Raw genomic sequence first — 25593 nt, forward strand, 5'->3', positions numbered from 1 at the left:
AACTCAGCGCGTGCGGCCGCGCCGGCGCAGCGCGGCGACGTAGCCGCCGGCGCCGCGTTCGAGCGTGCGCGCGACGCGCCCGATGGTGGTGACGCTGACCAGGGTGCGCTCGTGGATCTCGCGGTACGGCACGCCCTCGGCGAGCAACGGCACGACCTTCCAGCGATCGCTCATCGCCTCCAGCTCGGCGGGCGTGCACAGGTCTTCGAGGAAGGCGCGCAGCTCGCCGGCGTCGCGCAGGCTGCGCATGGCATCGATCAGCTCGTCGAGGGCATCGTCGACATCGACTTCGTGCGGGCGTTGCTTCACGGTCGCTCCAATGTAATAACGCGTTAATACGTTAGAGCAGACGACGGGCGGAATCAACCCGCCGTCGGTTCAGCTCCCGGACCGCCCGGCGTGCGCCGGCTGCCCTGGGCATTCGCGCCCCCATGCCCGCGCGGCCGGCTACACTGGGCCGACCCGGTGATGGGAGAGGCGGGACCGGTGGGACGCAGGGGCGTACGCGCGCGCGGATGGCCGGTCATGTTCGCCATGGCCTGCGCTGTGCTGGGCGTGTTCCTCGCATTCGCCGCCCACGCGCAGCCGCTTCTGACGCTCGACCCGCACACCCGGATGGCGGAGCTGGCGCCGCACACCCGCTACTACCACGACGTCGATGGCCGCGACGGGCTTGCCGCGGCGGTCGACGCGCTCGCCGAAGGCCGCTTCCGCCCGCTGCCCGGCGGCAGTTCGGCGCTGGGCTTCCAGCCGGAAGGCGCGTACTGGTTCCATGTCCGCCTGCTCAACCGCAACGCGCAGGAGCCGCGCTGGCTGCTGGTGCAGGAGTACGCCCTCAGCGATCTCGTCGACGTCTACACGCGCCAGCCCGACGGCCGCATCGCGCACCTGGCGGGCGGCGATCACCGCCCCTTCTCCGCGCGAAGCATCCGCTACCGCCATCCGAACTTCTGGCTGGACCTGCCGCCGGCGACGCCGGTGGACGTGTTCGTGCGCGTGCGCAGCCAGAGCTCGATGCAGGTGCCGCTGGTGCTGTACACCCCCACCGCGTTCACCGAGTTGGCGCGCGACGCGCAACTGGGCATGGGCCTGTACTACGGCATCCTGCTGGCGCTGTTCTTCTACAACCTGGTGCTGTGGCTGACCCTGCGCGACGCCAGCTACTTCTGGTACCTGCTGCACATCGGCGCGTTCGGGCTGGTGCTGTTCACGCTCAACGGTCTGGCGTTCGAGTACCTGTGGCCCGATTCGGCCTGGTTCCCCGACCACGCGGTGCCGCTGTCGATCTGCGTCTCGCAGATCACCATGCTGCAGTTCACCCGCACCTTCCTCGGGCTGGGCCAGCGCTGGCGTACCGGCGACCGCGCGGCGCTGGCGCTGATGGCCTACTTCGCCCTGCTCGGGCTGGCCGCCACCCGTCTGCCGTATCACCAGGTGACGCCGCTGGCCTCGGCATCGGTGTTCATCACCATCGGCCTGATCTTCACCGCGAGCCTTGCCACCCTGCGCGGCGGCTACCGGCCGGCACGGCTGTTCCTGCTGGCCTGGGCGATGTTCCTGCTCGGCACCGCCATGTTCGCGGCGATCGCCTTCGGCCTGCTGCCGAAGAACTTCGTCACCGAGTACGGGGTGCAGATCGGTTCGGCGCTGGAGATGCTGCTGCTGTCGGTGGCGCTGGGCTACCGCTACGCGGCGCTGCGCAACGAGAACGAGCGCATCGTCCGCGACGCCAAGCATCAACTGGAGCAGCAGGTCTATCTGCGCACGGCGGAACTGCGCAGCGCGCTGCAACAGCTCGAGGACGCCCACAGCCGTCTGCGCGACACCAGCCGGCGCGACGCGCTCACCGGGCTGTTCAACCGCAGCCATTTCCGCGACGTGTTCGAGCAGTTGCTCGCCGAGGCGCGCGGAGAGAACAAGCCGCTGTCGCTGATGATGGTCGACCTGGACCACTTCAAGACCATCAACGACCGCCACGGCCACCTGGTCGGCGATCACTGCCTGCGCTGGGCGGCGCGCATCCTCGGCCAGACGCTGCGGCCGTACAACGCGGTGCCCGCCCGTTTCGGCGGCGAGGAGTTCGTGGTGGCGCTGCCGCAGCGCACGCTGGATCAGGCGGCGGCGATCGCCGAGCTGCTATGCCACCGCCTGCGCGAGGGTCCGTGTCCGCACGGCGAAATGCTGATCGAGGTGACCGCGAGCATCGGCGTGCACCAGGTCGATCCGCAGGCCGAGGCGATCGACGCCGCGCTGCACGCCGCCGACGAAGCGCTGTACCAGGCGAAGAACGAAGGCCGCGACTGCGTGCGGCTGTGGCGCCGCCCGCAGACGGCGCCGGCCTGAGCGCGGGCGTCAGCGGGCGGCCAGCGCCTGCAGGATGCGGCCGCTGCGCACGAGTTCCACGGCACGGGCGACGTCGTGGTCGAGCGCGCGGTCGCGGCCGAGGAAGCCGATTTCCTGGCGGATGATCGCGTGCGCCGCCGCGACCGCGTGTCCCGGACGGAACTCCGGCGCCTGCGCGAGTTCGGCGCGCAGGCCTTCGACCTCGTCGAGGAAGCCGGCATGCCCGGCGTGCTCCGGCAGCGGCCCGCCCTGCACCTTGGCCGCCAGCGTGCGCGCGTCGGCACGGCGGGCGAGATCGCGCGCGGCGTTGATCATGTCGCGGCGCAGGTCGAGCGCCTGCGCGGCCACCATCAGCTCCAGCGCCAGCACCTTGCCGAGGTCGTCGGCCATCGCCAGCACGTGACGCGCCTCGTTGGCGCCCATCGAGACGTGGTCCTCGGCGTTGGCGCTGGTCGGGATCGAATACACGCTGGTCGGATGCGCGCGGCTGGCGAGGTCGTTGACGATCGCCGCCGCGGTGTACTGCACGATCATCAGCCCCGACTCGGTCGAATCCTCGTTGCCGATCAGGAACGCCGGCAGGCCGTCGTTGGTCGCCGGATCGACCAGCTTGTTGAGCCGGCGCTCGGAGATGCTGGCCAGCACCGGAATCGCCGCCTTCACGTAGCTCATCGCCAGCGCCAGCGGCATGCCGTGGAAATGGCCGGCGGAGACCACCTGCTGCTCGACGTACTCGGCCTGGGCGTCCGGGAACACGATCGGGTTGTCGGTCAGCGCGTTGAGCTCGATGTCGAGCACGCGCGCGGCCTGCGCCACCGCGTCGCGCACCGCGCCGTGCACCTGCGGAATGCAGCGCAGCGAGTAGCTGTCCTGCGGCTGGTGCTTCTTGCCGCCGCGGAACGGGCGGAAGCGGCGGTAGAACTTCTCGCGGCCGTGGCGCTGCTGGAACGGCACCCAGTCCCAGCCGATGTCGAAGCGCAGCGCCTGCGATTCCGGCGTGTCCCAGCTCCCCGGCGACCACGGGCGGAAGCGCGGCACGAGATGGTAGGGGATCTCCACCAGCGTCGAGCCGCGCAGCAGCGCGCGCAGGTTCGCCGCCACCTGCACCTGCCCCGGATGCGGGCGCAGCGCGTGCACTTCCTCGGCGAACGCGCCCATGCGACCGGCGAAGGCATCGAGCGTCATCGCCGCGGCAAGGTCGGCGACGTCGAGCAGCTTCTCCAGCGCATCCAGCGCGAGCACACCGCAGGCCAGCATCTGCGCGGTGCCGTTGTTGAGCGCAAGCCCTTCCTTGTACGACAGCCGGATCGGCGCGAGGCCCGCGCGGCGCAGCGCTTCCGCGCCCGGCAGACGCTCGCCGCGGAAGAACGCTTCGCCGCCGCCGAGCAGCACGATCGCCAGGTGCGACAGCGGCGCGAGGTCGCCGCTGGCGCCGACCGAGCCGAGCTGCGGCACCACCGGCACGATGCCGGCGTTGAGCATCGCCGCCAGCGCCTGCAGTGTTTCCACCCGCACGCCGGAGTGGCCGCGCATCAGCGTGTTGATGCGGATGCACAGCATCGCGCGCACGATCTCCGGCGCGAACGGCTCGCCGACGCAGACCGCGTGCGTCTCGATCAGGTTGCGCTGCAGCTCCTCGTGCAGCGTCTCGTTCGCGGCCGGCGCGCCCGGCAGCGCGTCGCGCAGGCGGTGCGCGCCGAGCAGGCGGTCGGCGTTGCTGCCGAAGCCGGTGGAGACGCCGTAGATCGGCTCCTCGCGGCGGACCTGCTCGGCCAGGAACGCGGCGGCGCGCGCCACCGCGGGCAACTGACGCTCGTCGAGTTCGACGGGCGTGCCGCGGGCGACGGCGACGAGCTGGGCGCGGGTGAGAGAGCGGCCGTCGAGGCGGATGGGCGGGGTCATGGGGTCTCGTTCAATTGCCACAGGCCGGCAACGCCTCCGCCTGCGCCAGCTCCACGCGCAGCGCCTTCACCAGCTCGGCGCGCGCGACTTCGAACTGGTCGTTGCGGCGCAGGTCCTTGACGGTGACGGTGCCGCGGGCGAGCTCGTCCTCGCCCAGCACCACCACGAAGCGGATGCCGGCGCGGTCCGCGTACTTGAACTGCTTCGCCAACTTGGACGGTTCGAGCACGGTCTCGGTATTGATGCCGCCATGGCGCAGCTCGCGCGCCACCTCCAGGCAATGCGGCAGGTGGGCGGCATCCATCTGCGTCACCAGCACCTGCACGGTGCTGCCGGCGGTGCGGATCAGCCCGGCCTCGCGCAACTGCCAGAACAGCCGGGTCAGACCGATGGAGATGCCGACGCCGGGCAGCTTCGACTTCGTGTAGTGGCTGGCGAGGTTGTCGTAGCGGCCGCCGGAGCAGATCGAGCCGATCTGCGGGTAGTCGTCGAGCGTGGTCTCGTACACGGTGCCGGTGTAGTAATCGAGCCCGCGCGCGATCGAGAAGTTGAGCGCGTACGCGCTTTCCGGCACGCCCATCGCGCGCACCAGTTCGAGAACCTCGCGCAGCTCGGCCACGCCTTCGCGCAGCGCCTCGTTGCCGTCGCCAAGCGCCTCGAGACGCGCGATCGCGTCGGCGTGCGAGGTCGAGCGCACGTCGACGAAGTCGAGGATGCGGGCGACCGCCTCCGGCGCGAGCGCGAAGCCCTCGCCCGAGAGCGTCTCGCGCACGTAGTCGGCGCCGCGCTTGTCGAGCTTGTCGACCTCGCGCAGCACCGCCGCCTGCAGGTCGGGATCGGCCACGCCCTGCTGCTCGAAGAAGCCACGCATCAGCTTCCGGTTGTTGAGCTGGATGGTGAACGCGCCGATGTCGAGCTCCGAGAACACCGCATGGATCACCGCCGGCAGCTCGGCATCGTGGCGGATGCTGAGCGCGTCCTTGCCGATCACGTCGATGTCGCACTGGTAGAACTCGCGGAAGCGGCCGCGCTGCTGGCGCTCGCCGCGGTAGACGCGCTGCATCTGGTAGCGGCGGAACGGGAACGCCAGCTCGTGCTCGTGCTCGGCGACGTAGCGCGCCAGCGGCACGGTGAGGTCGAAGCGCAGCGCCAGCTCCGGCCGCCCTTCGCCGCCCTTCTCCAGCGCACCGGTGGACTGCACGAAGTAGACCTGCCGCTCGGTCTCGCCGCCCGACTTGGTCAGCAGCACTTCGGAGAGTTCCATCACCGGCGTCTCCACCGGCAGGAAGCCGAAGCGCTCGAAGTTGCGGCGGATGACGTCCAGCATGCGCTGGAAGGCGATCTGGTCCGGGGGCAGCAGTTCCAGCACGCCCGGCGGGGTACGCGGCTTGATCAAAGCAGGAGGCTCCAGGGCCGAAGGCGAAGGCCGGCAAGTTTAACCCGCGCTCCGCCTCGCGCCCCCGAGCCTCTTGCCTCCCGCAGGCTGCGCTCGCTAGAATGCGCGGCCTCCGTCGGGGTGTAGCTCAGCCTGGTAGAGCGCTACGTTCGGGACGTAGAAGTCGCAGGTTCAAATCCTGTCTCCCCGACCAAAAGTTCCGCGAGTCGAAGCAACGGCCGTTCCGGCGACGGAACGGCCGTTTCTTTCGTCCGCGGCCTGCCCCCGCGCGCACGGCGACCGCGCGGGCACGGGGATTGCAGACGGGAGGCGCGCCCGGCCTCACTGGGCACGAAGCTCCCGAATGCTCCTTCAGACCTCCTCGCCTCCCGGCCCGGACACGCGGGCCCCCGGCGGAAACGCACCGCCGCCCCGGCGACGGTTCTACGTCCCCGTGCGCGCCAAATTCGCGTCGGCCACGCTGCTGGGGATCGCCTGGTGCGCGCTCAGCGTGTGGCTGTCGCAGGCGTGGCTGCACGATCTGGGCGAGCTGATCGGAGCGGCGCCCGCGCTGTTCGTGATCGCCTTCATCGCCTATGTGCCGGGCTTCATGAACGCCTTCATGGCCGGCTCGATCCTGCTCGACCGCCGGCCGCGCCGGCGCCGGCTCGCGGAATATCCGGGGGTGACGGTGCTGGTGGCCTGCTACAACGAGGCGGCCAACATCGGCGACACCCTGACCAGCCTGTTCGCGCAGGACTATCCGGGCCCGCTGGAAGTGCTGGTGCTGGACGACGGTTCGACCGACGACAGCGCGGCGATCGCCGAGCGCGCGATCGCCGCCGCGACCGTCGCGGAGCGTCACCGTTTCCGCGTCGTGCGCGGCGAGCGCAACGTCGGCAAGGCCGGCGTGCTCAACCGCGGCCTGGCGATGGCCTCGCACGAGCTGATCGTCACCATCGACGGCGACAGCTGGGCCTACCGCGACGCGCTCACCCACATCGTCGAGCGCTACCACAACGATCCGCCGCACACGCGCGCGGTCGCAGGCTCCGTGCTGGTGCGCAATTCGCGCCACAACTGGCTCACCCGCGCACAGGAGTGGGACTATTTCCACGGCATCGCCGCGGTCAAGCGCATGCAGAGCCTGTACCACGGCACCCTGGTGGCGCAGGGCGCGTTCTCGCTCTACGACCGCGCCGCGCTGCGGGACGTGGGCGGCTGGCCGGAAAGCGTGGGCGAGGACATCGTGGTGTCCTGGGCGCTTCTTTCGCGCGGCTGGCGGATCGGCTACGCCGAGGACGCGATCCTGTTCACCAACGTGCCCGACCGGCTGGGCCAGTTCGCGCGCCAGCGCAAACGCTGGTCGCGCGGGCTGTTCGAGGCGTTCCGCGCCTATCCCGGGCTGCTGGTGAAGCCGCGCATGTCGCTGATGTTCATCTGGTGGAACCTGTTGTTCCTGCCGCTGGATCTGGTCTACACCTTCGCCTTCATTCCGGGGGTGGTGCTGGCGCTGTTCGGCCACTACTGGATCGCCGGGCCGCTGACGCTGGCGGTGCTGCCGCTGGCGGTGCTGTGGAACATGGCGATCTTCCGCGTCCAGAACCGGGTGTTCCGCGCGCAGGCGCTGCGCGTGCGCCGCAACTACGGGGGCTTTTCGTTCTACGTGCTGGCCTACTCGATGATCCTGCAGCCGGTCTGCGTCTGGGGCTATGTCTCCGAGCTGCTCGGGCTGCGCAAACGCTGGGGCACCAAATGACACGCGTCGGTCTGTCCATCGCGCTGATGCTCCCGCTGGCGGCGCAGGCCGGACAGGCGGTGGGCACCGATACGTTCGCCTCGCGCGACACCGACGGCACCGAGGTCACGCGCGCGTCGCTCACCTGGGACATGCGCTTCGACGACATCGAGCGCTACCGCGGCCTCAGGTTCGAGCGCGCCGAGTTCCGCCCCGCCACCGGCGGCCGCGTGCGGGACGATCGGCTGTATCTGCGGTTCGCGGACGTCGGCGAGCGCTGGAAATGGAACGGCGCGCTGGGCACCGACGGCGATACCTGGCTGGGCGCCGCCAGCCTCTACACCGAGGAGCGTTTCCGCCAGGAGTACTTCGTCGAGCGCGAGGTGATCGAGACCCAACAGGGCCTCACGCGCGGCATCCACTACACCTTCGTCGGCGGCGCGTGGGATCTGCCGATCGACGAGCGCCAGCTCATCACCGCGATGCTCGGCGTGCAGGACTTCACCGGCGAGAACCGGCGCTACCACCTGCGCGCCCGCTACATCGCGGTGCTGCAGCCCGACTGGGGCCTGAGCGCGCAGTTGCGGGTGCGCTACGCGCACAGCACCGCGCCGGGCGAGTTCGACTACTACTCGCCGCGCTGGTACGCGGAAGCGCTGCCGACGCTGCAGATCCGGCGCTCGCGCGGCGGCTGGGTCTATCAGGGCGCGGTCGGCTGGGGCCGCCAACAGGATTCCGGTTCCGACGCGCGCCGTTCGCGGCTGGCCGAGTTCCTCGTGCAGAGCCCGCGCCGCGGCCGCGACTGGTACCTCCGCGCCGGCTTCACCTACAGCGACACGCCGACGGTGGCCGGCGCCCAGTACGGCTACCGCCAGCTCACCCTGCAGGCGCTGCGGACGTTCTGAGCCGGCGCGGTCAGACCGGCTTCGACCGCGCCGCGTACGGCAGGGCCGCCAGCGCCGTCGCGATCGCGCGCAGGCGCGGCTGGCGGAGGGGCACCAGGTCGTAGAACGCCAGGTGGTCCCACATCGCCAACAGATGGAACCCCAGGTACGTCGGCCGCTCGCCGAAGACGGCGTGATGCGTCTCCAGCCAGTCGAGCCCCTGCCCGATCGCGGCGCGCATCTTGCCGAAGCGGCGGTGCCCGGTGTCCAGGCCGGTGCGCGCGGCGAGGACGAGCTCGACCTCGGTGGCCATGATGCCGTTGAGGACCGCGCGCGCGTTGAGCACGTCCGCGTCCGTGGTCAGCACCTCGAAGCGGTCGGCCGGATCGCGCGTGCGCGCCACGTGGGCGGCGATGTGATCGGACTCGAACACCGCGCGCGCGCCGTCCAGCAGCGTCGGCACCTTCATCAGCGGATGGGGGCCGAACGCGCGCGCGTCGTCGTCGGCGACGTTGCCGGCATCGAGCAGTTCGATCGGCTCGCCGAGCGCGTCGAGCAACAGCCGCACCTTGCGCGAGAAGTGGGACCGGGGCGTGCAGATCAGTCGCAGGGTCATGGCGCACGTGCAGCCGGCAAAGGAGACGGTTCACTCCAGCCCGGCCGCAGGTACCGGTCCAGCCCGATCGATGGAACGCTGTGTTGGCCTGCCGCCACGGCTACGCCGCGCGCTCGGCCTCGGTGGTGAAGCTCTCGCCGCAGCCGCATTCCGCCTTGACGTTGGGGTTGCGGAACACGAACGCCTCGCCGAGACCCTGCTTCACGAAGTCGATCTCCGTGCCGTCCACCAGCGGCAGACTCGCGGCGTCGACGAGGATCCGCACGCCGTCCTGCTCGAACACGGTGTCGTCGGCCGCCTGCTCGCGCGCCAGGTCGGCGAAGTGCTGCCAGCCGGAACAGCCGGCGCGCTTGACTCCGAAGCGCAACCCCAGCGCGCCCGGCGTCTCGCGGACGTAGTGCTGGACACGGGCAAGCGCGGCGGGAGCGAGGGTGACGGCCATGGATGCGGAACTCGGCGGGGGGATCAAGTATAGGCGCGGCGGCGGACGCGTCCGGTAAACTGCCGCATTCCCGATATCGGTCCAGACGGCCAGGATTCAAGGCATGACGGTGGTCAGCGTGCAGCAGGCGCTGGCGGGACAGGTGCCCGTCGGCGGTGAGGTGACGGTGCGCGGCTGGGTGCGCACCCGGCGCGACTCCAAGGCAGGCGTGAGCTTCGTCAACGTCAGCGACGGTTCGTGCTTCGCGCCGATCCAGGTGGTCGCGCCGGCCGATCTGCCGAACTACGAAAGCGAGGTCAGGCATCTCACCACCGGCTGCTCGGTGATCGCCAGCGGCCGTCTGGTGCCGTCGCCGGGCCAGGGCCAGTCGTTCGAGATCCAGGCCTCGTCGGTCGAGGTCGTCGGCTGGGTCGAGGACCCGCTGACCTACCCGATGCAGCCCAAGCAGCACACGCTGGAATACTTGCGCGAGTACGCCCACCTGCGCCCGCGCACCAACCTGTTCGGCGCCGTCACGCGGATCCGGCACTGCCTGGCCCAGGCGGTGCATCGTTTCTTCCACGAGCGCGGGTTCTTCTGGGTCAACACGCCGATCATCACCACCTCCGATGCCGAAGGCGCCGGGCAGATGTTCCGCGTCTCCACGCTCGACCTGATGAACCTGCCGCGCACCGCCGACGGCGAGGTCGACTTCTCGCGCGATTTCTTCGGCAAGGAAGCGTTCCTGACCGTCTCCGGCCAGCTCAACGTCGAGGGCTACTGCCTGGCGCTGAGCAAGGTCTACACCTTCGGCCCGACCTTCCGCGCCGAGAACAGCCACACCACGCGCCATCTGGCCGAGTTCTGGATGATCGAGCCGGAGATCGCCTTCGCCGATCTCGACGACGACGCGCTGCTGGCCGAGGACTTCCTGAAGTACCTGTTCCGCGCGGTGCTGGAAGAGCGCGCCGACGACATGGCCTTCATCGCCGAGCGCGTGCAGAAGGATGCGGTCAGCCGGCTGGAGGCGTTCGTCAACGCGCCGTTCGAACGCATCGATTACAGCGAGGCGATCCGGCTGCTGCGGAACTCCGGTCAGAAGTTCGATTTCCCGGTCGAATGGGGGCTGGACCTGCAGACCGAGCACGAGCGCTGGCTGACCGAGGTGCACGTCGGCCGCCCGGTGGTGGTCGTCAACTACCCCGAGCGGATCAAGGCGTTCTACATGCGCCTCAACGACGACGGCAAGACCGTCGCGGCGATGGACGTGCTGGCGCCGGGCATCGGCGAGATCATCGGCGGCAGCCAGCGCGAGGAGCGGCTGGACGTGCTCGATGCGCGCATGGCGCAGTTCGGGCTCGATCCCGCGCACTATCAGTGGTACCGCGATTTCCGCCGCTACGGCACGGTGCCGCACGCCGGCTTCGGTCTCGGCTTCGAGCGGCTGATCGTGTACGTATGCGGGCTGGCCAACATCCGCGACGCGATCCCCTACCCGCGCGCGCCCGGCCAGGCGGAGTTCTGAGGCCGGCCATGCGCACGTCCGACGGCATTGCCGCGGCAGCGGCACGCAGGAGGCGGCCATGATGCTGTTCCTCGCGCTCGCGCTGGTCGGCGTCGCGGTCGGCGGCGCCACCGCGTTCGTGATCTTCTGGCCGCTGGCGCTGGTGCACCTGCGCGACCGCCACCCCGCCCTGCGCAGCGAACTGGGGCCGGCCGCGTTCCTGCATCCGGCCGCGCTCGGCTGGCTGCTGCGCGGCGGCTACCGGGCGGCCGGCGACCGCAACCTGGATGGCCTGGCGACCCCGGCGAAGGTGTCGCTGCTGGTGATCCTCACCAGCCTCGCCGCCTCCGGCGCGCTGTGGCTGCTATCGGAGCTGATGCCATGAACGACGCCCGCGAACAGTGGTGGCTTGCCACCCTCGGCCGCACCGTGGTCTGGGCGCGCCTGCGCGTGCTCGAGGCCGGCACCGCGGAGGTGTTCGACAGCGACGGCAACACGCTGCCGTTCGAAAGCGAGGACACCGCGCGCGCGGCGCTGATGGACGCCGAGTACGTCGAGCTCGACGGCATGGACGAGGACGACGCCGCCGCGCGCGGCTTCGCGCTCGACGAACTGGTGCCGCCGCGCGCGGACGACGATGCGGCGCTGCGCGAGCTGATGATCTGGAAGCTGCCGGCGAAGCACTGATGTACCTGCCGCGCGCCTTCGCCGAAACCGACCTCGCCGCGCTCGATGCGCTGTTCGACCGCGACGCCTTCGTCACCCTGATCACCGTGCGCGACGGTGCGCCCGAGATCGCGCACCTGCCGGTGCTGTACCGGCGCGACGGCCAGCGCATCGATCTGCAGGGCCACTGGGCCGCGGCCAATCCCCAGGCCGCCCACGCCGGCCCGGCGGTGGCCGTCGTCCACGGCCCGCACGCCTACGTCTCGGCGGGCTGGTACCCGGACAAACAGCCGGCCGCGCGCGTGCCGACCTGGAACTACGCGGTCGCCCACCTGCACGGCACGCTGGAGACGTTCCGCGAGGAGGCCGCGCTCGCCGCACTGGTGGATGCGCTGAGCGCGCATTACGAGGCGCGCGTCGGCGGCGACTGGCGCTTCGACTTCGGGCGCGAGGAGGAGCGCCGGCAGCTTCGCGGCATCGTCGGCTTCCGTCTGCAGGTGGAACGCGCGGAGCTGAAGTTCAAGCTGAGCCAGAATCATCCCGAGCCGAACCGTCGCGCCGTGGCCGAACGGCTGCAAGCGCTCGGTGGCGAAGCCGCCGAGGTCGCCGCGCTGATGCGCGAACGCGAGCGCGGCGCCTGAGCGGCGCGGCATCCTCTCCCTCACTTCGGACTGGACCCATGGACCTCGATCTCACCGGCCGGCATGCGCTCGTGTGCGGCGCTTCCGAGGGCATCGGCCGCGCGGTCGCGCACGAACTGGCGCTGATGGGCGCCGACGTCACCGTCCTCGCGCGCCGCGCCGACGCGCTGGCCGAGGTGGCTGACGGTCTGCCGCGCCACGGCGCGCAGCGGCACGGCTGGCTGGCGGCCGACGTCGCCGCGACCGACGCGCTCAGGGCGTCGGTGGAAGCGCTGGCGGCCGCGCGGCCGGTGCACATCCTGGTCAACAACACCGGCGGCCCGCCGGGCGGCCCGGCGTCGACGGCCACCGCGGCCGCCTACCTCGATGCGTTCAACCGCCATCTGATCGCCAACCACACCCTGCTGCAGAGCGTGCTGCCGGGCATGCGCTCGGCCGCGTGGGGTCGGGTCGTCAACATCGTCTCCACCTCGGTGCGCGAACCGATCCCCAACCTCGGCGTGTCCAACACCGTGCGCGGCGCGGTGGCGAGCTGGGCCAAGACGCTTTCGCGGGAACTCGCCGCCGACGGCATCACCGTCAACAACGTGCTGCCCGGCTACACGCAGACGCGCCGGCTGGAGCAGATCATCGACGACCGCGCGCGCGCCAGCGGCCAGGACGTCCAGGCGGTGGCCGAGGCGATGCGCGCCAGCGTGCCGGCGCGTCGCTTCGCCCAGCCGCAGGAGATCGCCGCGGTGGTGGCGTTCCTCTGCTCGCCCGCCGCCGCCTACGTCAACGGCGTGAGCCTGCCGGTGGATGGCGGGCGGATGCAGTCGATCTAGCGAGCCCGTCGACCCGGCGAAGGCCGGGATCCGATCGTTCGACGCCGCAAATGGATCCCGGCTTGCGCCGGGATGACCAGCCGGGGCCCATTTATCCCGAGGATGCGACGGCACACCGACTGCGCCTGACTGACGCCCGCCACGCCGCTTCCGCCCGCCCCACCGCGCATCCCGCCGCGCGCTCCGGTACCCTGAATGGATGCGCCTGACCCACTGGATCGACGGCAACCCCGCTGCCTCCGGCCGCTGGCTCGAAGTCCACGAGCCGGCCACCGCGCGGCCGTTCGCGGAGGTGGCGCGCGGCGATGCGGACACGGTCGAAGCGGCCGTCGCCGCGGCCACGCGCGCGTTTCCGGAGTGGGCGGCGCTGCCCAACAGCCAGCGTGCGCGCTGGCTGGAGCGCCTGGCGGATGCGCTGGAGGCGCGACTGGAGGACTTCGCCCGCGCCGAGGCGCGCGACGGCGGCAAGCCGATCCGGCTGGCGCGCGAGGTCGAGATCCCGCGCGCCATCAGCAACCTGCGCTTCTTCGCCCACGCCACCACCCAGTTCGCGAGCGAGTCGCACCACGGTGAGGCGGGCCTCAACTACACGCTGCGCCCGCCGCTCGGCGTGGTGGCGACGATCTCGCCGTGGAACCTGCCGCTGTACCTGTTCACCTGGAAGATCGCGCCGGCGCTGGCGGCCGGCAACGCGGTGGTGGCGAAGCCCTCGGAGGTCACGCCGCTCACCGCGACGATGCTGGGCGAACTGGCGGCGGAGATCGGCTTCCCGGCCGGCGTGCTCAACATCGTCCACGGCCTTGGGCCGGAGGTCGGCGAGCCGCTGGTGACGCACCCGGCAGTGCGCGCGATCTCGTTCACCGGCAGCACGGCGGTCGGCCGCCGCATCGCCGGGCTTGCGGCGCCGATGCTCAAGAAGCTCTCGCTCGAGCTGGGTGGCAAGAATCCCACCCTGGTGTTCGCCGACAGCGACTGGCGTGCGAACCTCGACACGCTGGTGCGCTCGGCGTTCCAGAACGCCGGCCAGATCTGCCTGTGCGGCTCGCGGATGCTGGTGGAGCGCTCGATCTACCCGGCGCTGCGCGATGCGCTGGTCGAACGGGCGAGCGCGCTCACGGTCGGCGATCCGCTCGACGAGGCCACGCGGCTCGGCCCGCTGGTGTCGCAGGCGCATTTCGACAAGGTCGTCGCCGCGATCGAACGCGCGCGCGCCGAAGGCGGCCGCGTGCTGTGCGGCGGCCATGCGCTCGACCGCGCGGGCTGGTACGTGGCGCCGACCGTGATCGAGGGCCTCGGCCCGGACTGCACCACCAACCGCGAGGAGATCTTCGGCCCGGTCCTCACCCTGCAGCCGTTCGACGACGAGGATGAGGCGCTGCGGCTGGCCAACTGCGGCGACTACGGACTCGCCGCCTCCATCTGGACGCGCGACCTCGACCGCGCCCACCGCCTCGCCGCGCGTCTGCGCGTCGGCATGGTCTGGATCAACACCTGGCTGATGCGCGATCTGCGCACGCCGTTCGGCGGCGTCGGCCAGTCCGGTCTCGGCCGCGAAGGCGGCTTCGAGGCCATGCGCTTCTTCACCGAACCCAAGAACGTGGGAATCGCCCTGCAATGAGCAAGATCGACCATCTGATCGAGAACAACCGCGAATGGTCCGAACGGATCCACCGCGAGGATCCGGAATTCTTCCTGCGCCTGTCGCGCCAGCAGTCGCCCGAGTACCTGTGGATCGGCTGCTCCGACTCGCGCGTGCCCGCCAACCAGATCATCGACATGGCGCCCGGCGAGGTGTTCGTCCATCGCAACATCGCCAACGTGGTGGTGCACACCGACCTCAACTGCCTGTCGGTGATCCAGTTCGCGGTGGACGTGCTGAAGGTCAAGCACATCCTGGTGGTCGGCCACTACGGCTGCGGCGGCGTCCGTGCGGCGCTGACGCAGCAGCGGCTGGGCCTGGTGGACAACTGGATCCGCCACGTGCGCGACGTGGCCGAGAAGCACGACGGTTGCCTGCACGCCGCCGGCGACGTTGACCTGCAGCACGACCGGCTGTGCGAGCTCAACGTGCTGGAGCAGGTGGTCAACGTCGCCCAGACCACCATCGTGCTGGACGCCTGGGCGCGCGGGCAGGAGCTGACCGTGCACGGCTGGGTGTACGGCCTGAAGGACGGCCGCGTGCACGACCTGGGCCTGGACGTCGACGGCCCGGACAGGCTCGCCGAACAGTACGCCGCGGCCCTCGCGCGCATCCGCGCCGACCGGACCGACCGATGAGCGAGGCGATCCGCGCCGACGCCGCGCCTCGCCCGGTCGGCCGCTACCCTCACGCGCGGCGCGCCGGGAATCTGCTGTTCCTGTCCGGGATCGGCCCGCGCGATCCGACCACCGACGCGGTGCCGGGCAACGAGTACGACGCCGACGGCCGCCTGGTGCGACAGGACATCGTTGCCCAGTGCCATTCGGTGTTCGCCAACGTGCGCCGCGTGCTCGAGGCCAGCGGCGCGCGATGGGAAGATCTGCTGGACGTCACCGTCTACCTCACCGACATGCGGCGCGATTTCGACGCCTACAACGCGGTGTGGGCCGAGTACTTCCCCGACCCGGCCACCGCGCCCTGCCGCACCACGCTGGGCATCACCGCGTTGCCGACGCCGATCGCGATAGAACTGAAGTGCATCGCCCTCGTGAGGAGCTGACCATGCTGCCCGCCCCGCTCGACCTCAAGGCGTGGATCGACGCGCACCGCCACCTGCTGAAGCCGCCGGTGGGCAACAAATGCCTGTACGACGGCGACTTCATCGTGATGGCGGTGGGCGGGCCGAACCAGCGCACCGATTACCACGTCGACGAAGGCCCCGAATGGTTCTACCAGCTCGAGGGCGAGATGGTGTTACGGATCCAGGAAGACGGCCGCGTGCGCGACATCCCGATCCGCGCCGGCGAGACCTTCCTGCTGCCGCCGCGGGTGCCGCATTCGCCGCAGCGGATGGCGGGGTCGGTGGGGCTGGTGATCGAGCGCAGGCGCATGCCCGGCGAGCGCGACGGGCTGATGTGGTTCTGTCCGCGGTGCAACGCCAGGCTGTACGAGGAGTTCTTCGAGCTGCAAGACATCGAGCGCGATTTCCCGCCGGTGTTCGACCGCTTCTACCGCTCGCGCGCGCTTCGCACCTGCCGGCAGTGCGGCGAGCTGCATCCGGCCCCGGCGCGCTACGACGAGGCCGCGCGCTGAACCATTCATGCCCGTGCGGACTTTCGCGCGCCGTCACACGCGCGAAGCGGAATCTCCACGGGTTTTGCACATCCTGGCGGCAAGAATGCGCTCGAATTTCCCGAGGACGCGCCCGCCATGATGTACCCCACCCCTTACGACGTGTTGCCGATGGCTGCCGGCGAGACCTACGGCGCAGCGACCGTCATCGACGGCCAGGGCACCTGCGGCGTGCAGGCCCAGCGCGATCCGGACGGCGGCTGGCGCGACGTGCAGGTCGTGGTCGGCATGGCCTGGGAGGACCTCAATTCAGGTCAGTCGCGGCTGACTGCCTACGGCGCAGCCCGCTGACCGGCGGTGGCCGGGCGGCAGGATGCCGCCCGGCCGGGCACCGTGATTCCAGGGCGCCTGCGGGCGCCTTTTTCGTGCCCGCGCCGCACGCCGGGGGATTCGGCGACAATGCCGGCTTCGCCTGTCGGACCGCACCCCGCCCGTGCTGAAGATCGACGTCCACGCCCACTACCTGCCGCGCGACTGGCCCGACCTCGCCCGCAAGTACGGCGATCCGCGCTTCCCGGTCATCCACCACACCGACGACGGCCGTCACCGTATCTACAAGGACGGCAAGTTCTTCCGCGAGATCCGCTCCAACACCTGGGATCCGGCCGAACGCGTCGAGGAGTACGCGCGCTTCGGCGTGCAGGTGCAGGTGCTGTCCACGGTGCCGGTGATGTTCAGCTACTGGGCCAAGCCGCATCACGCGCTGGAACTGCACCAGGCGCTCAACGACCACATGGCCGAGGCGGTGCGCGCCTACCCGCGCCACTTCGCCGGAATCGGCACGGTGCCGTTGCAGTCGCCGCGGCTGGCGATCCAGGAGCTGGAACGCTGCATGGATCAGCTCGGCCTGCAGGGCGTGCAGATCGGCTCCCACGTCAACGACTGGAACCTCGACGCCCCGGAGCTGTTCGAGTTCTTCCAGGCCGCCGCCGAACTGGGCGCGGCGATCCTGGTGCACCCGTGGGACATGATGGGCGCGGCTTCGATGCCGAAGTACTGGCTCCCCTGGCTGGTGGGCATGCCCGCCGAGCAGTCGCGCGCCGCCTGCTGCCTGATCTTCGGCGGCGTGCTCGAACGCCTGCCGAACCTGCGCGTCTGCATGGCGCACGGCGGCGGCAGCTTCCCGTACACCATCGGCCGCATCGAGCACGGCTTCAACATGCGCCCGGACCTGGTCGCCACCGACAACCCGCGCAATCCGCGCGAGTACCTCGACCGTCTCTACTTCGACTCCTGGGTGGCCGACGCCCGCGCGCTGCGCTACCTGCTCGACACCGTCGGCGTATCGCAGGTGATGCTGGGCACCGACTACCCGTTCCCGCTCGGCGAGCAGACGCCCGGCGGCCTGATCGACCAGTTGGGGCTGGACCCGAGCGAGCGCGCCCGCCTGTTCCACGGCACCGCGCTCGAATGGCTCGGCCTGCCGCTGTCGCGCTTCGCCTGACGTTCTCCCTCCCCTTCAAGGGGAGGGCCGGGGTGGGGATGGTGTTCCCGCGCCGGCCACACCATCCCCTCCCAAACCCTCCCCTTGAAGGGGAGGGCTTACAGCACCGGAACCGATGACCGCCAGCCTCCTTTCCGAAGACCACGCCCGCGCGCTCGACGCCGCCGATCCGCTGCCCACCCTGCGCGGCGAGTTTCGGGTGCCGAAGCACGGCGCCGACGAGCAGGCCTACTTCGTCGGCAATTCGCTCGGCCTGCAACCACGCAAGGCCCGCGCCTACGTCGAGGAAGTGCTCGACAAGTGGGCGCTGGAAGGCGTGGAAGGCCACTTCCGCGGCCACGCGCAGTGGGTGAGCTACCACGCGCTGGTGCGCGAGGCGCTGGCGCGCACGGTCGGCGCGCAGCCGGAGGAAGTGGTGGCGATGAACTCGCTGACCGCCAACCTGCATCTGATGATGGTCAGCTTCTACCGGCCCACGGCCGAGCGGCCGGCGATCCTGATCGAGGCCGGCGCGTTCCCGTCGGACCGCTACGCGGTGGAATCGCAGATCCGCTTCCACGGCTTCGATCCGGCGCGCGACCTGATCGAAGTCGAAGCCGACGAACCGAACGGCACGATCTCGATGGCCGCGCTCGAGCGCGCGATCGCCGAGCACGGCCCGCGGCTGGCGCTGGTGCTGTGGCCGGGCGTGCAGTACCGCACCGGACAGGCGTTCGATCTTGCCCAGATCGCGCGTCTTGCGCATGCGCAGGGCGCGCTGTGCGGGTTCGACCTCGCGCACGCGGTCGGCAACCTCGATCTTGCGCTGCACGACAGCGGTGCCGACTTCGCCGTCTGGTGCCACTACAAGTACATGAACGCAGGTCCCGGCGCGGTGGCCGGCTGCTTCGTGCATGCACGCCACGCGCACACCGACCGCCCGCGTTTCGCCGGCTGGTGGGGCCACGATCCGGAGACGCGCTTCCGCATGGGTCCGAACTTCGCGCCGACGCCGGGCGCGGACGGCTGGCAGCTCAGCAATCCGCCGATCCTCGCCATCGCCCCGCTGCGCGCCTCGCTGGAACTGTTCGACCGCGCGGGCATGGCGGCGCTGCGCGCCAAGTCGCTGCGACTCACCGGCTTCCTCGAGACGGTGATCCGCGCGCACCTCGCCGACACGCTGGAGATCGTCACCCCGGCCGAGCCCGAGCGCCGCGGCGCGCAGCTCTCGATCCGCGTGATCGGCGGCCGCGAACGCGGACGCGCGTTGTTCGAGTACCTCTGCACGCACGGCGTGCTCGGCGACTGGCGCGAGCCCGACGTCATCCGCATCTCGCCCGCGCCGCTCTACAACACCCACCTCGACATCGTCCGCTTCGCGCGAGCGGTGCTGGCGTGGCGGGAAGGTGCGTGATCCCGCCACGGATTCCGCACGGATGAACACCGACACGGGTCGACGATCGTTTGGGCGTTGCCGTTAGCAAGGCGCGGCGCGGCTTGGCATCATCCCCCTCTCCCCAACGGCACCGCCGTTGGGGGAGAGGGTCGGGGTGAGGGGGCGCGCCGCAGGCGCGTGATCGTTTCCGCCCGAATCCGCGCGCTTCCGCGAGAATCCGTGGCCAAGAACAGCCGACAGGGAACCCCATGACCGTGCAAGGCAAGCACATCACGATCATCGGCGCCGGGCTCGCCGGCGCGTTGCTGGGCACCCTGCTCGCGCAACGCGGCTGGCAGGTGGACGTGTACGAGAAGCGCGGCGATCCGCGCCTGCGCGGCTACGAAGGCGGGCGCTCGATCAACCTCGCGCTCGCCGAGCGCGGCCGCCACGGCCTGCGCCTGGCCGGCGCGCTGGACGCGGTGATGGCGCAGGCGGTGATGATGCGCGGCCGCATGGTGCATCCGCTCGACGGCCCGGTGAACCTCCAACGCTACGGCCGCGACGACAGCGAGGTGATCTGGTCGGTGCACCGTGGTGAGCTGAACATCGTGCTGCTCGACATCGCCGAGCGCGCCGGCGTGCGCCTGCACTTCGACCGTCGCCTCGACGGCGTGGACTTCGACGCGCGCACCGCCCGCTTCGCGAACGACCGCGACGGCAGCGCCGAGGCGGTGTCGTTCGTCTCGCTGGTCGGCGCCGACGGCGCGGGCTCGGCGCTGCGTGCGGCGATGAAGCCGCACGTCGAGCTCGGCGAACGCACCGAGTTCCTCGGCCACTCCTACAAGGAGCTGGAGATCCCGCCGGCGGAGGACGGCGGCTTCCGCATCGAACCCAACGCGCTGCACATCTGGCCGCGCGGGCGCTACATGTGCATCGCGCTGCCGAACGACGAACGCACCTTCACCGTCACCGTGTTCCTGCCCAACGCGGACGATCCCGAAAAGGGCGGCCCTTCGTTCGCCTCGGTACGCACCGGCGCCGACGCCCGCGCCCTGTTCGCGCGCGACTTCCCGGACGCGCTGCCGTTGATCCCACGCCTGGAGCACGACTGGGAACACAACCCCACCGGCCTGCTCGCCACGCTCTACCTCGACCGCTGGTTCCTCGACGAGCGTGCCGTGTTGCTGGGCGACGCCGCGCACGCGATGGTGCCGTTCCACGGCCAGGGCATGAACTGCGCGTTCGAAGATTGCGTGGCGCTGGCCGAACATCTCGACCGCACCACCGACCGCGCGCGAGCGTTCGCCGATTTCCAGGCCGAACGCCTGCCGAACTCGCGCGCGATCCAGCGCATGGCGCTGGAGAACTACCTCGAGATGCGCGACCGCGTCGACGATCCGGACTACCTGCTGCAGCGCGCGCTGGAACTGAAGCTCGCCGAACGGCACCCCGACCGCTTCATGCCCCGCTACAGCATGGTGACCTTCCGCCGCCTGCCGTACGCGCTGGCGTTCGAACGCGGCCAGATCCAACGCCGCCTGCTGGCCGAACTGACCGCCGGCCACGACAGTCTCGATTCCCTCGACTGGAACGCCGTCGACGCCGCCGTTCGCGGTGCGCTGCCGCCGCTGCCGGTGGAGGCGGGGGTCTGATCAGCCACGGATTTGCGCGGATGCAGGCGGATCCTCCATTGCGTGCTTGGCAGGCGGGCGTCGGATGTGGCTGGGTCGCCGGCCACTCCCTCTCCCCCAAACGGTGCGCCGTTTGGGGGAGAGGGTCGGGGTGAGGGGGCGCGCCGAAGGCGCGTGCCAGCAACTTTCGGATCATGCGCCCGGTCGGAACCTCCCTGCCAACCACTCTCGTCGCCGCGGCGTCCTTCGCCCCTTCGACAAGCTCAAGGCTCGGGATGAGCGAACGGCGCCCATTGTCGAGGCCGGCAAAATGGGCCCGGCTCGTTCATCCTGAGCTCGGACGAAGGGCGCCGGGACGACGCCGCGGGAAGGTCGAGTCAACCTCTCCCCGATGCGCATTCATCCACACCAATCCGTGGCCGACACCCGTCCCACCTCCTGAGACCGCCCACCGCTACCCTTGCCCCATGCCCGCCAGCTTCCTGTTCTACGACCTGGAAACCTTCGGCGCCGATCCCCGCGGCTCGCGCATCGCGCAGTTCGCTGCGATCCGCACCGACCTCGACCTGAACCCGGTCGAGGAGCCGATCGATTTCCTGGTCAAACCGGCCGACGACCTGCTGCCCTCCCCCGGCGCCACGCTGGTCACCGGCCTTACGCCGCAACGTGCCGAAGCGGAGGGCGTGATCGAGGCCGAGGCGTTCGCGCGCATCCACGAAGCGATGGCACGGCCGGAGACCTGCACGCTGGGCTACAACTCGCTGCGCTTCGACGACGAGTTCGTGCGCTGCGGCCTGTACCGCAACTTCTACGATCCGTACGAGCGCGAGTGGCGCGGCGGCAACTGCCGCTGGGACCTGCTCGACGTGTTCCGCCTCGCCCACGCCCTGCGCCCCGACGGGCTGGTCTGGCCCACGCGCGAGGACGGCGCGCCCTCGTTCAAGCTGGAGCATCTGGCCGACGCCAACGGCGTGCGCGAGGGCGAGGCGCACGAGGCGTTGTCCGACGTGCGCGCGCTGATCGCGCTGGCGCGCCGGCTCAGGCAGGCGCAGCCGCGGCTGTGGGACTACGCGCTGAAGCTGCGCGACAAGCGCTTCTGCGCATCGCTGCTGGACACCATCGCCATGCGCCCGGTGCTGCACGTCTCGCAGCGCTTCGCCGCCAGCCGCCTGTGCGCGGCGCCGGTGCTGCCGCTGGCCCGCCATCCGCGCATCGACAGCCGCGTGATCGTGTTCGACCTCGAGCAGGACCCGGAGCCGCTGTTGGCGCTCGATGCGGAGGCCATCGCCGCCCGCCTCTACACGCCCGCCGAGCAGCTCGCCGAGGGCGAAGCGCGCATCGCGCTGAAGGAAGTGCACACCAACCGCTGCCCGGTGCTGGTGGAGTGGGCGCATCTGCGCGACGCCGACCACGCCCGGCTGCGGATCGACCGCGCCACCGTCGAGGCGCGCGCGGCCCGTCTTCGCAACGCCGGGCCGCAGTTGGCGGAGAAGGTGCGGCGCGTGTTCGCCGACCGCGCCGAGCGCGTGGCCGCCGATCCCGACGGCGCGCTGTACGACGGCTTCATCGGCGATGCCGACAAAGCCCTGTTCGCGAAGGTGCGCAGCACGCCGCCGGAGGCGCTCGGAAGCGCACCGTTCGCCTTCCGCGACCCGCGCCTGCCGGAGCTGCTGTTCCGCTACCGCGCGCGCAACTGGCCGCACACGCTGGGCCCGGAAGAGCGCGAGCGCTGGGACGCGTTCCGTCGCGCACGGCTGACCACCGAAGGCGCCGGTGCCGAGTACACCTTCGCCCGCTTCCGCGCCGAACTGGCCGAACAGCGCCAGGCGGTCGCCGACGATGCGCGCAAGCGCGCGCTGCTGGATGCGCTCGACGCCTGGGGCCGGCGCATCGCCGGATCGCTCGGGCTGGCGTGCGAGCCGGTTGCGGCCACGGAGTCGCGCGGATGAAGGCGGATCCTGTCGGCTCCACATTCCGTCGCCCCGGCGAAGGCCGGGCGCCGTATCGCGGCTGAAGCCGCGACCGCGCGGCAGCATCGGGCCATCCGCCCCGTAATGTCCGCCCTCGACCCGCACGCATCCGCGTCCATCCGTGGCTTGATCGCCCCCCATGCCCACCTACTTCACCGACGCCAGTTTCCGCTTCCTGCGCGCCCTCGCCCGCCACAACGAGCGCGCGTGGTTCCAGGCGCACAAGGCCGACTACGAGGCGCACGTGCGCGCGCCGTTCCAGCGCCTGCTGACCGACCTGCAGCCGGCGCTGGCGTCGATCAGCCCGCACTACCGCGCCGACCCGAAACCGCTCGGCGGTTCGCTGTTCCGCATCCAGCGCGATACGCGCTTCGCCAACGACAAGTCGCCGTACAAGACCTGGCAGGGCGCGCGGCTGTTCCATGCGCGCGGGCGCCAGGTGGAGGCACCGTCGTTCTACCTCCACCTGCAGCCGGGCGAATGCTTCGTCGGCGCCGGCCTGTGGCATCCGCAGCCGGACACGCTGCGCCGCGTCCGGCATTTCCTCCTCGACAACCCGGGCGGCTGGCGCGCCGCCGCGCACGCGCCGGCGTTCCGCAAGCGCTTCGACCTGGACGACAGCGAGACGCTCGCCCGCATCCCGCGCGGTTTTCCCGCCGACTCCGAATTCGCCGACGACCTGCGCCGCCGCAACTTCGTCGCCTTCCGCGCCCTCGACGACGCCACCATGACCGGCCCGCGCCTGCGCACGATGCTGGAGGCGGACCTGGCCGCACTGGCGCCGTTCGTCGACTATCTGTGCGCGGCGCTGGACCTGGAGTTCTGAGCGTGGACGCCCGCGCGGGGAGGCACTACCGCGCCGTTCGCCCTGCTCCCCTACGATCGCCGCCTGCGTATGCGCCGACGGGAGTGATCATGAAGAAGGTGCTGGTGCTGCTGCTGATCGCACTGCTCGCCCTGGCCGGGTACGTCGCCGCCGGGCCGTTCCTCGCCATCCGCGGCATCCGCGCGGCGCTCGAGCGCCGCGACGTCGCCGCGCTCGACGAGTACGTCGACTTCGCCGCGGTGCGCGCCAGCCTGCGTGCGCAGATCGAGGACGCCATCGCCCGTCATGCGGGCCCGGACGCGCAGGCCGATCCGTTCGCCGCGTTCGGCCTGAAGCTGGCGTCCACCGCCGCCGGTTCGCTCGCCGATGCGGTGGCGACGCCGGCCGGCATCGCCGCCGTGCTCGAAGGCCGCAGCGTGCTGCGCAGGCTCGGCGGCGGCGGTTCGCGCGATGCGCGGGCGGGCGTCGGACACGAGCGCTGGCTCGACGATCTGCATTACCGCTACGAATCGCCCTCGCGTTTCACCGCCACCGTGCGCAATGCCGACGGCGAGCCGGTTGTGTTCGTGTTCGGCCGCGACGGCCTGCGCTGGACGCTGGTCGACGTGCGCCTGCCGCCGGGCCTGCTCGACGGCCGGTCGCGCTAGACGATCACGTCGCATTCGCGCGTCTTTCGCCGCTCACCCACCCGCGCCGGTGCACGGTTCCGCGCGGGCGCGAGCCGCGCCCGCTCCGGAGAGCCGTCATGAAACGCATCGCCATGCTGGCGTTGGCGGTCTGTCTCCCCCTCGCTCCGGCCAATGCCATCGACAACGAGTTCACCGGCAGGCTGGCCGGGGCCAAGGAGGTCCCCGCCATCTCGACCGTGGCGCGCGGCGAGTTCCGCGCCTACGTGTCGGGCAACACCGTCCATTTCCTGCTGCGCTACGACCGTCTGGAGGGCACGGTCACGCAGGCCCACATCCACCTCGGCCAGCCGGGCGTCAACGGCGGCGTGATCGTGTGGCTGTGTTCGAACCTGCCCAGCCCACCCACACCGCCCGGCGTGCAGCCCTGTCCCGCCGCGCCGGCGACGGTCACCGGCATCATCACCGCCGCCGACGTCGTCGGCCCCGGCGCGCAGGGCATCGACCCGGGCGAATTCGCCGAGCTGGTCCGTGCGCTGCGCAACGGCGTGACCTACGCCAACGTGCATACCGAGCGGTTCCCGACCGGCGAGATCCGCAGCAAGATCCACCCGCCGGCCCCCTAGACGGCGTTCGACACGCCGTGCGGTACGTGCCCGGCAGCGACGTGCTGCCGGGCCGAATCGATGTTGTGCAGGGAATCGTCGAAGAAGATGTCGGCGCCGAACGCCTCGAGGAACGGCCCCTTCGGGCGGCCGCCGAGAAACAGCGCCTCGTCCAGACGGATGCCCCACTCGCGCAAGGTGCGGATCACGCGCTCGTGCGCGGGAACCGAGCGCGCGGTGACCAACGCGGTGCGGATCGGCGCCTGCGGCCCGGACGGGAACGCCGCCTGCAACCGGTGCAACGCATCCAGAAATCCGCGGAACGGGCCGCCGGAGAGCGGCCGCAGCTTGTGTTCCAGCTCGTGCGCGGCGAACGCGTCGAGCCCGCCCTGGCGCGAGACCCGTTCGCCCTCGTCGTCGAAGATCACCGCGTCGCCGTCGAACGCGATGCGCAACTGATCGTGCCGCTGCTCGGGCGCGCGCGCGGGCAGCAGCGTCGCCGCCGCCACGCCCGCCGCGATCGCCGCGCGCACGTCGTCGCCGTTGGCCGACAGGAACAGGTCCGCGCCGAACGGTTTGACGTAGCGGAACGGCGGCGCGCCATTGCTGAAGGCGGCGCGCTTGATGCCAAGGCCGTAGTGCGCGATCGAATTGAAGATTCGCAGCCCGGTGTCCGCCGAATTGCGCGAGATCAGGATGACCTCCACGTGCGGCGCCTCGGGCGGCGCGTCCTTGTTCAGCGCCAGCAGCTTGCGCACCAGCGGGAAGGCGATGCCGGGCGGCAGGATGTCGTCCTCGTGGCTGCGCTGGTAGGCGGCATAGGCGTCGATGCCTTCGGCCTCGAACAGCGCGTGGCTGTCCTCGAGATCGAACAGGGTCCGCGAGGAAATCGCGACGATCAGCGGATCGGCATTCGCATCGGGCATGCGCACATTGTGCCGCGGATGCG

The 25593-nt window shown here is 70.9% G+C and carries 26 protein-coding genes and 1 tRNA gene; 21 read left to right on the plus strand and 6 right to left on the minus strand.

Features of this window, described 5'->3' with window-relative positions; genetic code table 11:
- Nucleotides 1-3 precede the first annotated feature (3 nt).
- The gene (locus FQY64_RS01140) at nt 4-309 is read right to left on the minus strand and encodes a YerC/YecD family TrpR-related protein (protein ID WP_146471873.1); all 306 of its coding nucleotides are present in this window, start codon (nt 307-309) and stop codon (nt 4-6) included.
- 216 nt (nt 310-525) lie between these two features.
- On the opposite strand from FQY64_RS01140, the gene FQY64_RS01145 reads away from it, so the two are divergent.
- Complete coding sequence (locus tag FQY64_RS01145; RefSeq protein ID WP_186760819.1) at nt 526-2343, plus strand: sensor domain-containing diguanylate cyclase; 1818 nt, start codon at nt 526-528, stop codon at nt 2341-2343.
- 9 nt (nt 2344-2352) lie between these two features.
- Here the strand turns inward: FQY64_RS01145 and FQY64_RS01150 are convergent, their stop codons facing one another.
- Both FQY64_RS01150 and hisS read right to left on the minus strand, forming a co-directional pair.
- Nucleotides 2353-4245: an HAL/PAL/TAL family ammonia-lyase gene (locus FQY64_RS01150; protein ID WP_146471875.1), complete on the minus strand. Its 1893-nt coding sequence runs from the start codon at nt 4243-4245 to the stop codon at nt 2353-2355.
- 10 nt (nt 4246-4255) lie between these two features.
- A complete protein-coding gene (gene hisS / locus FQY64_RS01155; protein ID WP_146471876.1) occupies nt 4256-5641 on the minus strand; it encodes a histidine--tRNA ligase in 1386 nt (461 codons plus the stop codon).
- Nucleotides 5642-5757: 116 nt separating this feature from the next.
- On the opposite strand from hisS, the gene FQY64_RS01160 reads away from it, so the two are divergent.
- The 3 genes from FQY64_RS01160 (at nt 5758) to FQY64_RS01170 (ending at nt 8263) form a co-directional block, all read left to right on the plus strand.
- Nucleotides 5758-5834 (plus strand) — tRNA-Pro (locus tag FQY64_RS01160).
- 240 nt (nt 5835-6074) lie between these two features.
- A complete protein-coding gene (locus tag FQY64_RS01165; RefSeq protein ID WP_229814933.1) occupies nt 6075-7379 on the plus strand; it encodes a glycosyltransferase family 2 protein in 1305 nt (434 codons plus the stop codon).
- Nucleotides 7376-8263, plus strand: coding sequence for a hypothetical protein (locus FQY64_RS01170; RefSeq protein WP_146471878.1), 888 nt, complete (start codon nt 7376-7378; stop codon nt 8261-8263). Before FQY64_RS01165 ends, FQY64_RS01170 begins: the two co-directional genes overlap by 4 nt.
- A gap of 10 nt (nt 8264-8273) precedes the next feature.
- On the opposite strand, the gene FQY64_RS01175 is transcribed toward FQY64_RS01170, so the two are convergent.
- Together FQY64_RS01175 and FQY64_RS01180 are read right to left on the minus strand one after the other, a co-directional pair.
- Nucleotides 8274-8858: a glutathione S-transferase family protein gene (locus FQY64_RS01175; protein WP_146471879.1), complete on the minus strand. Its 585-nt coding sequence runs from the start codon at nt 8856-8858 to the stop codon at nt 8274-8276.
- 100 nt (nt 8859-8958) lie between these two features.
- A complete protein-coding gene (locus FQY64_RS01180; RefSeq protein WP_146471880.1) occupies nt 8959-9300 on the minus strand; it encodes a HesB/IscA family protein in 342 nt (113 codons plus the stop codon).
- 103 nt (nt 9301-9403) lie between these two features.
- Here FQY64_RS01180 and asnS point away from each other — a divergent pair, with 103 nt between their 5' ends.
- The 17 genes from asnS to FQY64_RS01265 all read left to right on the plus strand — a co-directional run bounded on the left by asnS (nt 9404) and on the right by FQY64_RS01265 (nt 24665).
- Nucleotides 9404-10804 carry an asparagine--tRNA ligase gene (asnS, locus tag FQY64_RS01185; protein ID WP_146471881.1) on the plus strand — a complete coding sequence of 467 codons (1401 nt, stop codon included), beginning with the start codon at nt 9404-9406 and terminating at the stop codon, nt 10802-10804.
- A 58-nt stretch (nt 10805-10862) separates the two neighbouring features.
- The gene (locus tag FQY64_RS01190; protein ID WP_146471882.1) at nt 10863-11168 is read left to right on the plus strand and encodes a hypothetical protein; all 306 of its coding nucleotides are present in this window, start codon (nt 10863-10865) and stop codon (nt 11166-11168) included.
- Nucleotides 11165-11470, plus strand: coding sequence for a hypothetical protein (locus tag FQY64_RS01195; protein WP_146471883.1), 306 nt, complete (start codon nt 11165-11167; stop codon nt 11468-11470). The genes FQY64_RS01190 and FQY64_RS01195 overlap by 4 nt, the downstream gene beginning before the upstream one ends.
- Complete coding sequence (locus tag FQY64_RS01200) at nt 11470-12090, plus strand: FMN-binding negative transcriptional regulator (RefSeq protein WP_146471884.1); 621 nt, start codon at nt 11470-11472, stop codon at nt 12088-12090. The genes FQY64_RS01195 and FQY64_RS01200 overlap by 1 nt, the downstream gene beginning before the upstream one ends.
- Before the next feature lie 38 nt (nt 12091-12128).
- On the plus strand, nt 12129-12914 hold the full coding sequence (locus FQY64_RS01205; RefSeq protein ID WP_146471885.1) for an SDR family oxidoreductase: 786 nt from the start codon (nt 12129-12131) through the stop codon (nt 12912-12914).
- A gap of 199 nt (nt 12915-13113) precedes the next feature.
- Complete coding sequence (locus FQY64_RS01210) at nt 13114-14532, plus strand: aldehyde dehydrogenase (protein WP_146471886.1); 1419 nt, start codon at nt 13114-13116, stop codon at nt 14530-14532.
- Nucleotides 14529-15191, plus strand: coding sequence for a carbonate dehydratase (gene can / locus FQY64_RS01215; protein ID WP_146471887.1), 663 nt, complete (start codon nt 14529-14531; stop codon nt 15189-15191). Before FQY64_RS01210 ends, can begins: the two co-directional genes overlap by 4 nt.
- Nucleotides 15188-15613: a RidA family protein gene (locus tag FQY64_RS01220; protein WP_146471888.1), complete on the plus strand. Its 426-nt coding sequence runs from the start codon at nt 15188-15190 to the stop codon at nt 15611-15613. Before can ends, FQY64_RS01220 begins: the two co-directional genes overlap by 4 nt.
- Nucleotides 15614-15615: 2 nt before the next feature.
- Nucleotides 15616-16146, plus strand: a complete 531-nt coding sequence (locus FQY64_RS01225) for a 3-hydroxyanthranilate 3,4-dioxygenase (protein ID WP_146471889.1) — start codon at nt 15616-15618, stop codon at nt 16144-16146.
- Between the two features lie 117 nt (nt 16147-16263).
- A complete protein-coding gene (locus FQY64_RS01230; protein WP_146471890.1) occupies nt 16264-16476 on the plus strand; it encodes a hypothetical protein in 213 nt (70 codons plus the stop codon).
- Between the two features lie 142 nt (nt 16477-16618).
- Nucleotides 16619-17629, plus strand: a complete 1011-nt coding sequence (locus FQY64_RS01235; RefSeq protein ID WP_146471891.1) for an amidohydrolase family protein — start codon at nt 16619-16621, stop codon at nt 17627-17629.
- Between the two features lie 115 nt (nt 17630-17744).
- A complete protein-coding gene (gene kynU, locus FQY64_RS01240) occupies nt 17745-19022 on the plus strand; it encodes a kynureninase (protein ID WP_146471892.1) in 1278 nt (425 codons plus the stop codon).
- A 230-nt stretch (nt 19023-19252) separates the two neighbouring features.
- Nucleotides 19253-20638, plus strand: coding sequence for an FAD-dependent oxidoreductase (locus tag FQY64_RS01245; RefSeq protein WP_146471893.1), 1386 nt, complete (start codon nt 19253-19255; stop codon nt 20636-20638).
- A gap of 446 nt (nt 20639-21084) precedes the next feature.
- Nucleotides 21085-22566 carry an exodeoxyribonuclease I gene (gene sbcB, locus FQY64_RS01250; RefSeq protein ID WP_146471894.1) on the plus strand — a complete coding sequence of 494 codons (1482 nt, stop codon included), beginning with the start codon at nt 21085-21087 and terminating at the stop codon, nt 22564-22566.
- 160 nt (nt 22567-22726) lie between these two features.
- A complete protein-coding gene (locus FQY64_RS01255; RefSeq protein ID WP_146471895.1) occupies nt 22727-23413 on the plus strand; it encodes a DUF2461 domain-containing protein in 687 nt (228 codons plus the stop codon).
- 89 nt (nt 23414-23502) lie between these two features.
- Nucleotides 23503-24060, plus strand: a complete 558-nt coding sequence (locus FQY64_RS01260; protein WP_146471896.1) for a DUF2939 domain-containing protein — start codon at nt 23503-23505, stop codon at nt 24058-24060.
- 98 nt (nt 24061-24158) lie between these two features.
- A complete protein-coding gene (locus FQY64_RS01265; RefSeq protein ID WP_146471897.1) occupies nt 24159-24665 on the plus strand; it encodes a CHRD domain-containing protein in 507 nt (168 codons plus the stop codon).
- Here FQY64_RS01265 and FQY64_RS01270 read toward each other — a convergent pair.
- Nucleotides 24662-25570 (minus strand): 5'-nucleotidase, encoded by a 909-nt coding sequence (locus FQY64_RS01270; protein ID WP_146471898.1) that lies wholly within the window; start codon nt 25568-25570, stop codon nt 24662-24664. The genes FQY64_RS01265 and FQY64_RS01270 overlap by 4 nt on opposite strands.
- Between the last annotated feature and the right edge of the window lie 23 nt (nt 25571-25593).

It is taken from the genome of Vulcaniibacterium thermophilum, assembly GCF_007923255.1.
Lineage (GTDB): Bacteria > Pseudomonadota > Gammaproteobacteria > Xanthomonadales > Xanthomonadaceae > Lysobacter_F > Lysobacter_F thermophilum.

Bases quoted from the DNA above. Each gene is read 5' to 3' on its own strand.
- FQY64_RS01175 (WP_146471879.1), bottom strand. From the start codon at position 8,858: ATGACCCTGCGACTGATCTGCACGCCCCGGTCCCACTTCTCGCGCAAG.
- FQY64_RS01200 (WP_146471884.1), top strand. From the start codon at position 11,470: ATGTACCTGCCGCGCGCCTTCGCCGAAACCGACCTCGCCGCGCTCGAT.
- FQY64_RS01205 (WP_146471885.1), top strand. From the start codon at position 12,129: ATGGACCTCGATCTCACCGGCCGGCATGCGCTCGTGTGCGGCGCTTCC.
- FQY64_RS01195 (WP_146471883.1), top strand. From the start codon at position 11,165: ATGAACGACGCCCGCGAACAGTGGTGGCTTGCCACCCTCGGCCGCACC.
- FQY64_RS01150 (WP_146471875.1), bottom strand. From the start codon at position 4,245: ATGACCCCGCCCATCCGCCTCGACGGCCGCTCTCTCACCCGCGCCCAG.
- FQY64_RS01180 (WP_146471880.1), bottom strand. From the start codon at position 9,300: ATGGCCGTCACCCTCGCTCCCGCCGCGCTTGCCCGTGTCCAGCACTAC.
- FQY64_RS01145 (WP_186760819.1), top strand. From the start codon at position 526: ATGTTCGCCATGGCCTGCGCTGTGCTGGGCGTGTTCCTCGCATTCGCC.
- FQY64_RS01265 (WP_146471897.1), top strand. From the start codon at position 24,159: ATGAAACGCATCGCCATGCTGGCGTTGGCGGTCTGTCTCCCCCTCGCT.
- FQY64_RS01260 (WP_146471896.1), top strand. From the start codon at position 23,503: ATGAAGAAGGTGCTGGTGCTGCTGCTGATCGCACTGCTCGCCCTGGCC.
- FQY64_RS01230 (WP_146471890.1), top strand. From the start codon at position 16,264: ATGATGTACCCCACCCCTTACGACGTGTTGCCGATGGCTGCCGGCGAG.
- sbcB (WP_146471894.1), top strand. From the start codon at position 21,085: ATGCCCGCCAGCTTCCTGTTCTACGACCTGGAAACCTTCGGCGCCGAT.
- FQY64_RS01170 (WP_146471878.1), top strand. From the start codon at position 7,376: ATGACACGCGTCGGTCTGTCCATCGCGCTGATGCTCCCGCTGGCGGCG.
- FQY64_RS01220 (WP_146471888.1), top strand. From the start codon at position 15,188: ATGAGCGAGGCGATCCGCGCCGACGCCGCGCCTCGCCCGGTCGGCCGC.
- FQY64_RS01270 (WP_146471898.1), bottom strand. From the start codon at position 25,570: ATGCCCGATGCGAATGCCGATCCGCTGATCGTCGCGATTTCCTCGCGG.
- kynU (WP_146471892.1), top strand. From the start codon at position 17,745: ATGACCGCCAGCCTCCTTTCCGAAGACCACGCCCGCGCGCTCGACGCC.
- can (WP_146471887.1), top strand. From the start codon at position 14,529: ATGAGCAAGATCGACCATCTGATCGAGAACAACCGCGAATGGTCCGAA.
- FQY64_RS01190 (WP_146471882.1), top strand. From the start codon at position 10,863: ATGATGCTGTTCCTCGCGCTCGCGCTGGTCGGCGTCGCGGTCGGCGGC.
- asnS (WP_146471881.1), top strand. From the start codon at position 9,404: ATGACGGTGGTCAGCGTGCAGCAGGCGCTGGCGGGACAGGTGCCCGTC.
- FQY64_RS01225 (WP_146471889.1), top strand. From the start codon at position 15,616: ATGCTGCCCGCCCCGCTCGACCTCAAGGCGTGGATCGACGCGCACCGC.
- FQY64_RS01245 (WP_146471893.1), top strand. From the start codon at position 19,253: ATGACCGTGCAAGGCAAGCACATCACGATCATCGGCGCCGGGCTCGCC.
- FQY64_RS01210 (WP_146471886.1), top strand. From the start codon at position 13,114: ATGCGCCTGACCCACTGGATCGACGGCAACCCCGCTGCCTCCGGCCGC.
- FQY64_RS01255 (WP_146471895.1), top strand. From the start codon at position 22,727: ATGCCCACCTACTTCACCGACGCCAGTTTCCGCTTCCTGCGCGCCCTC.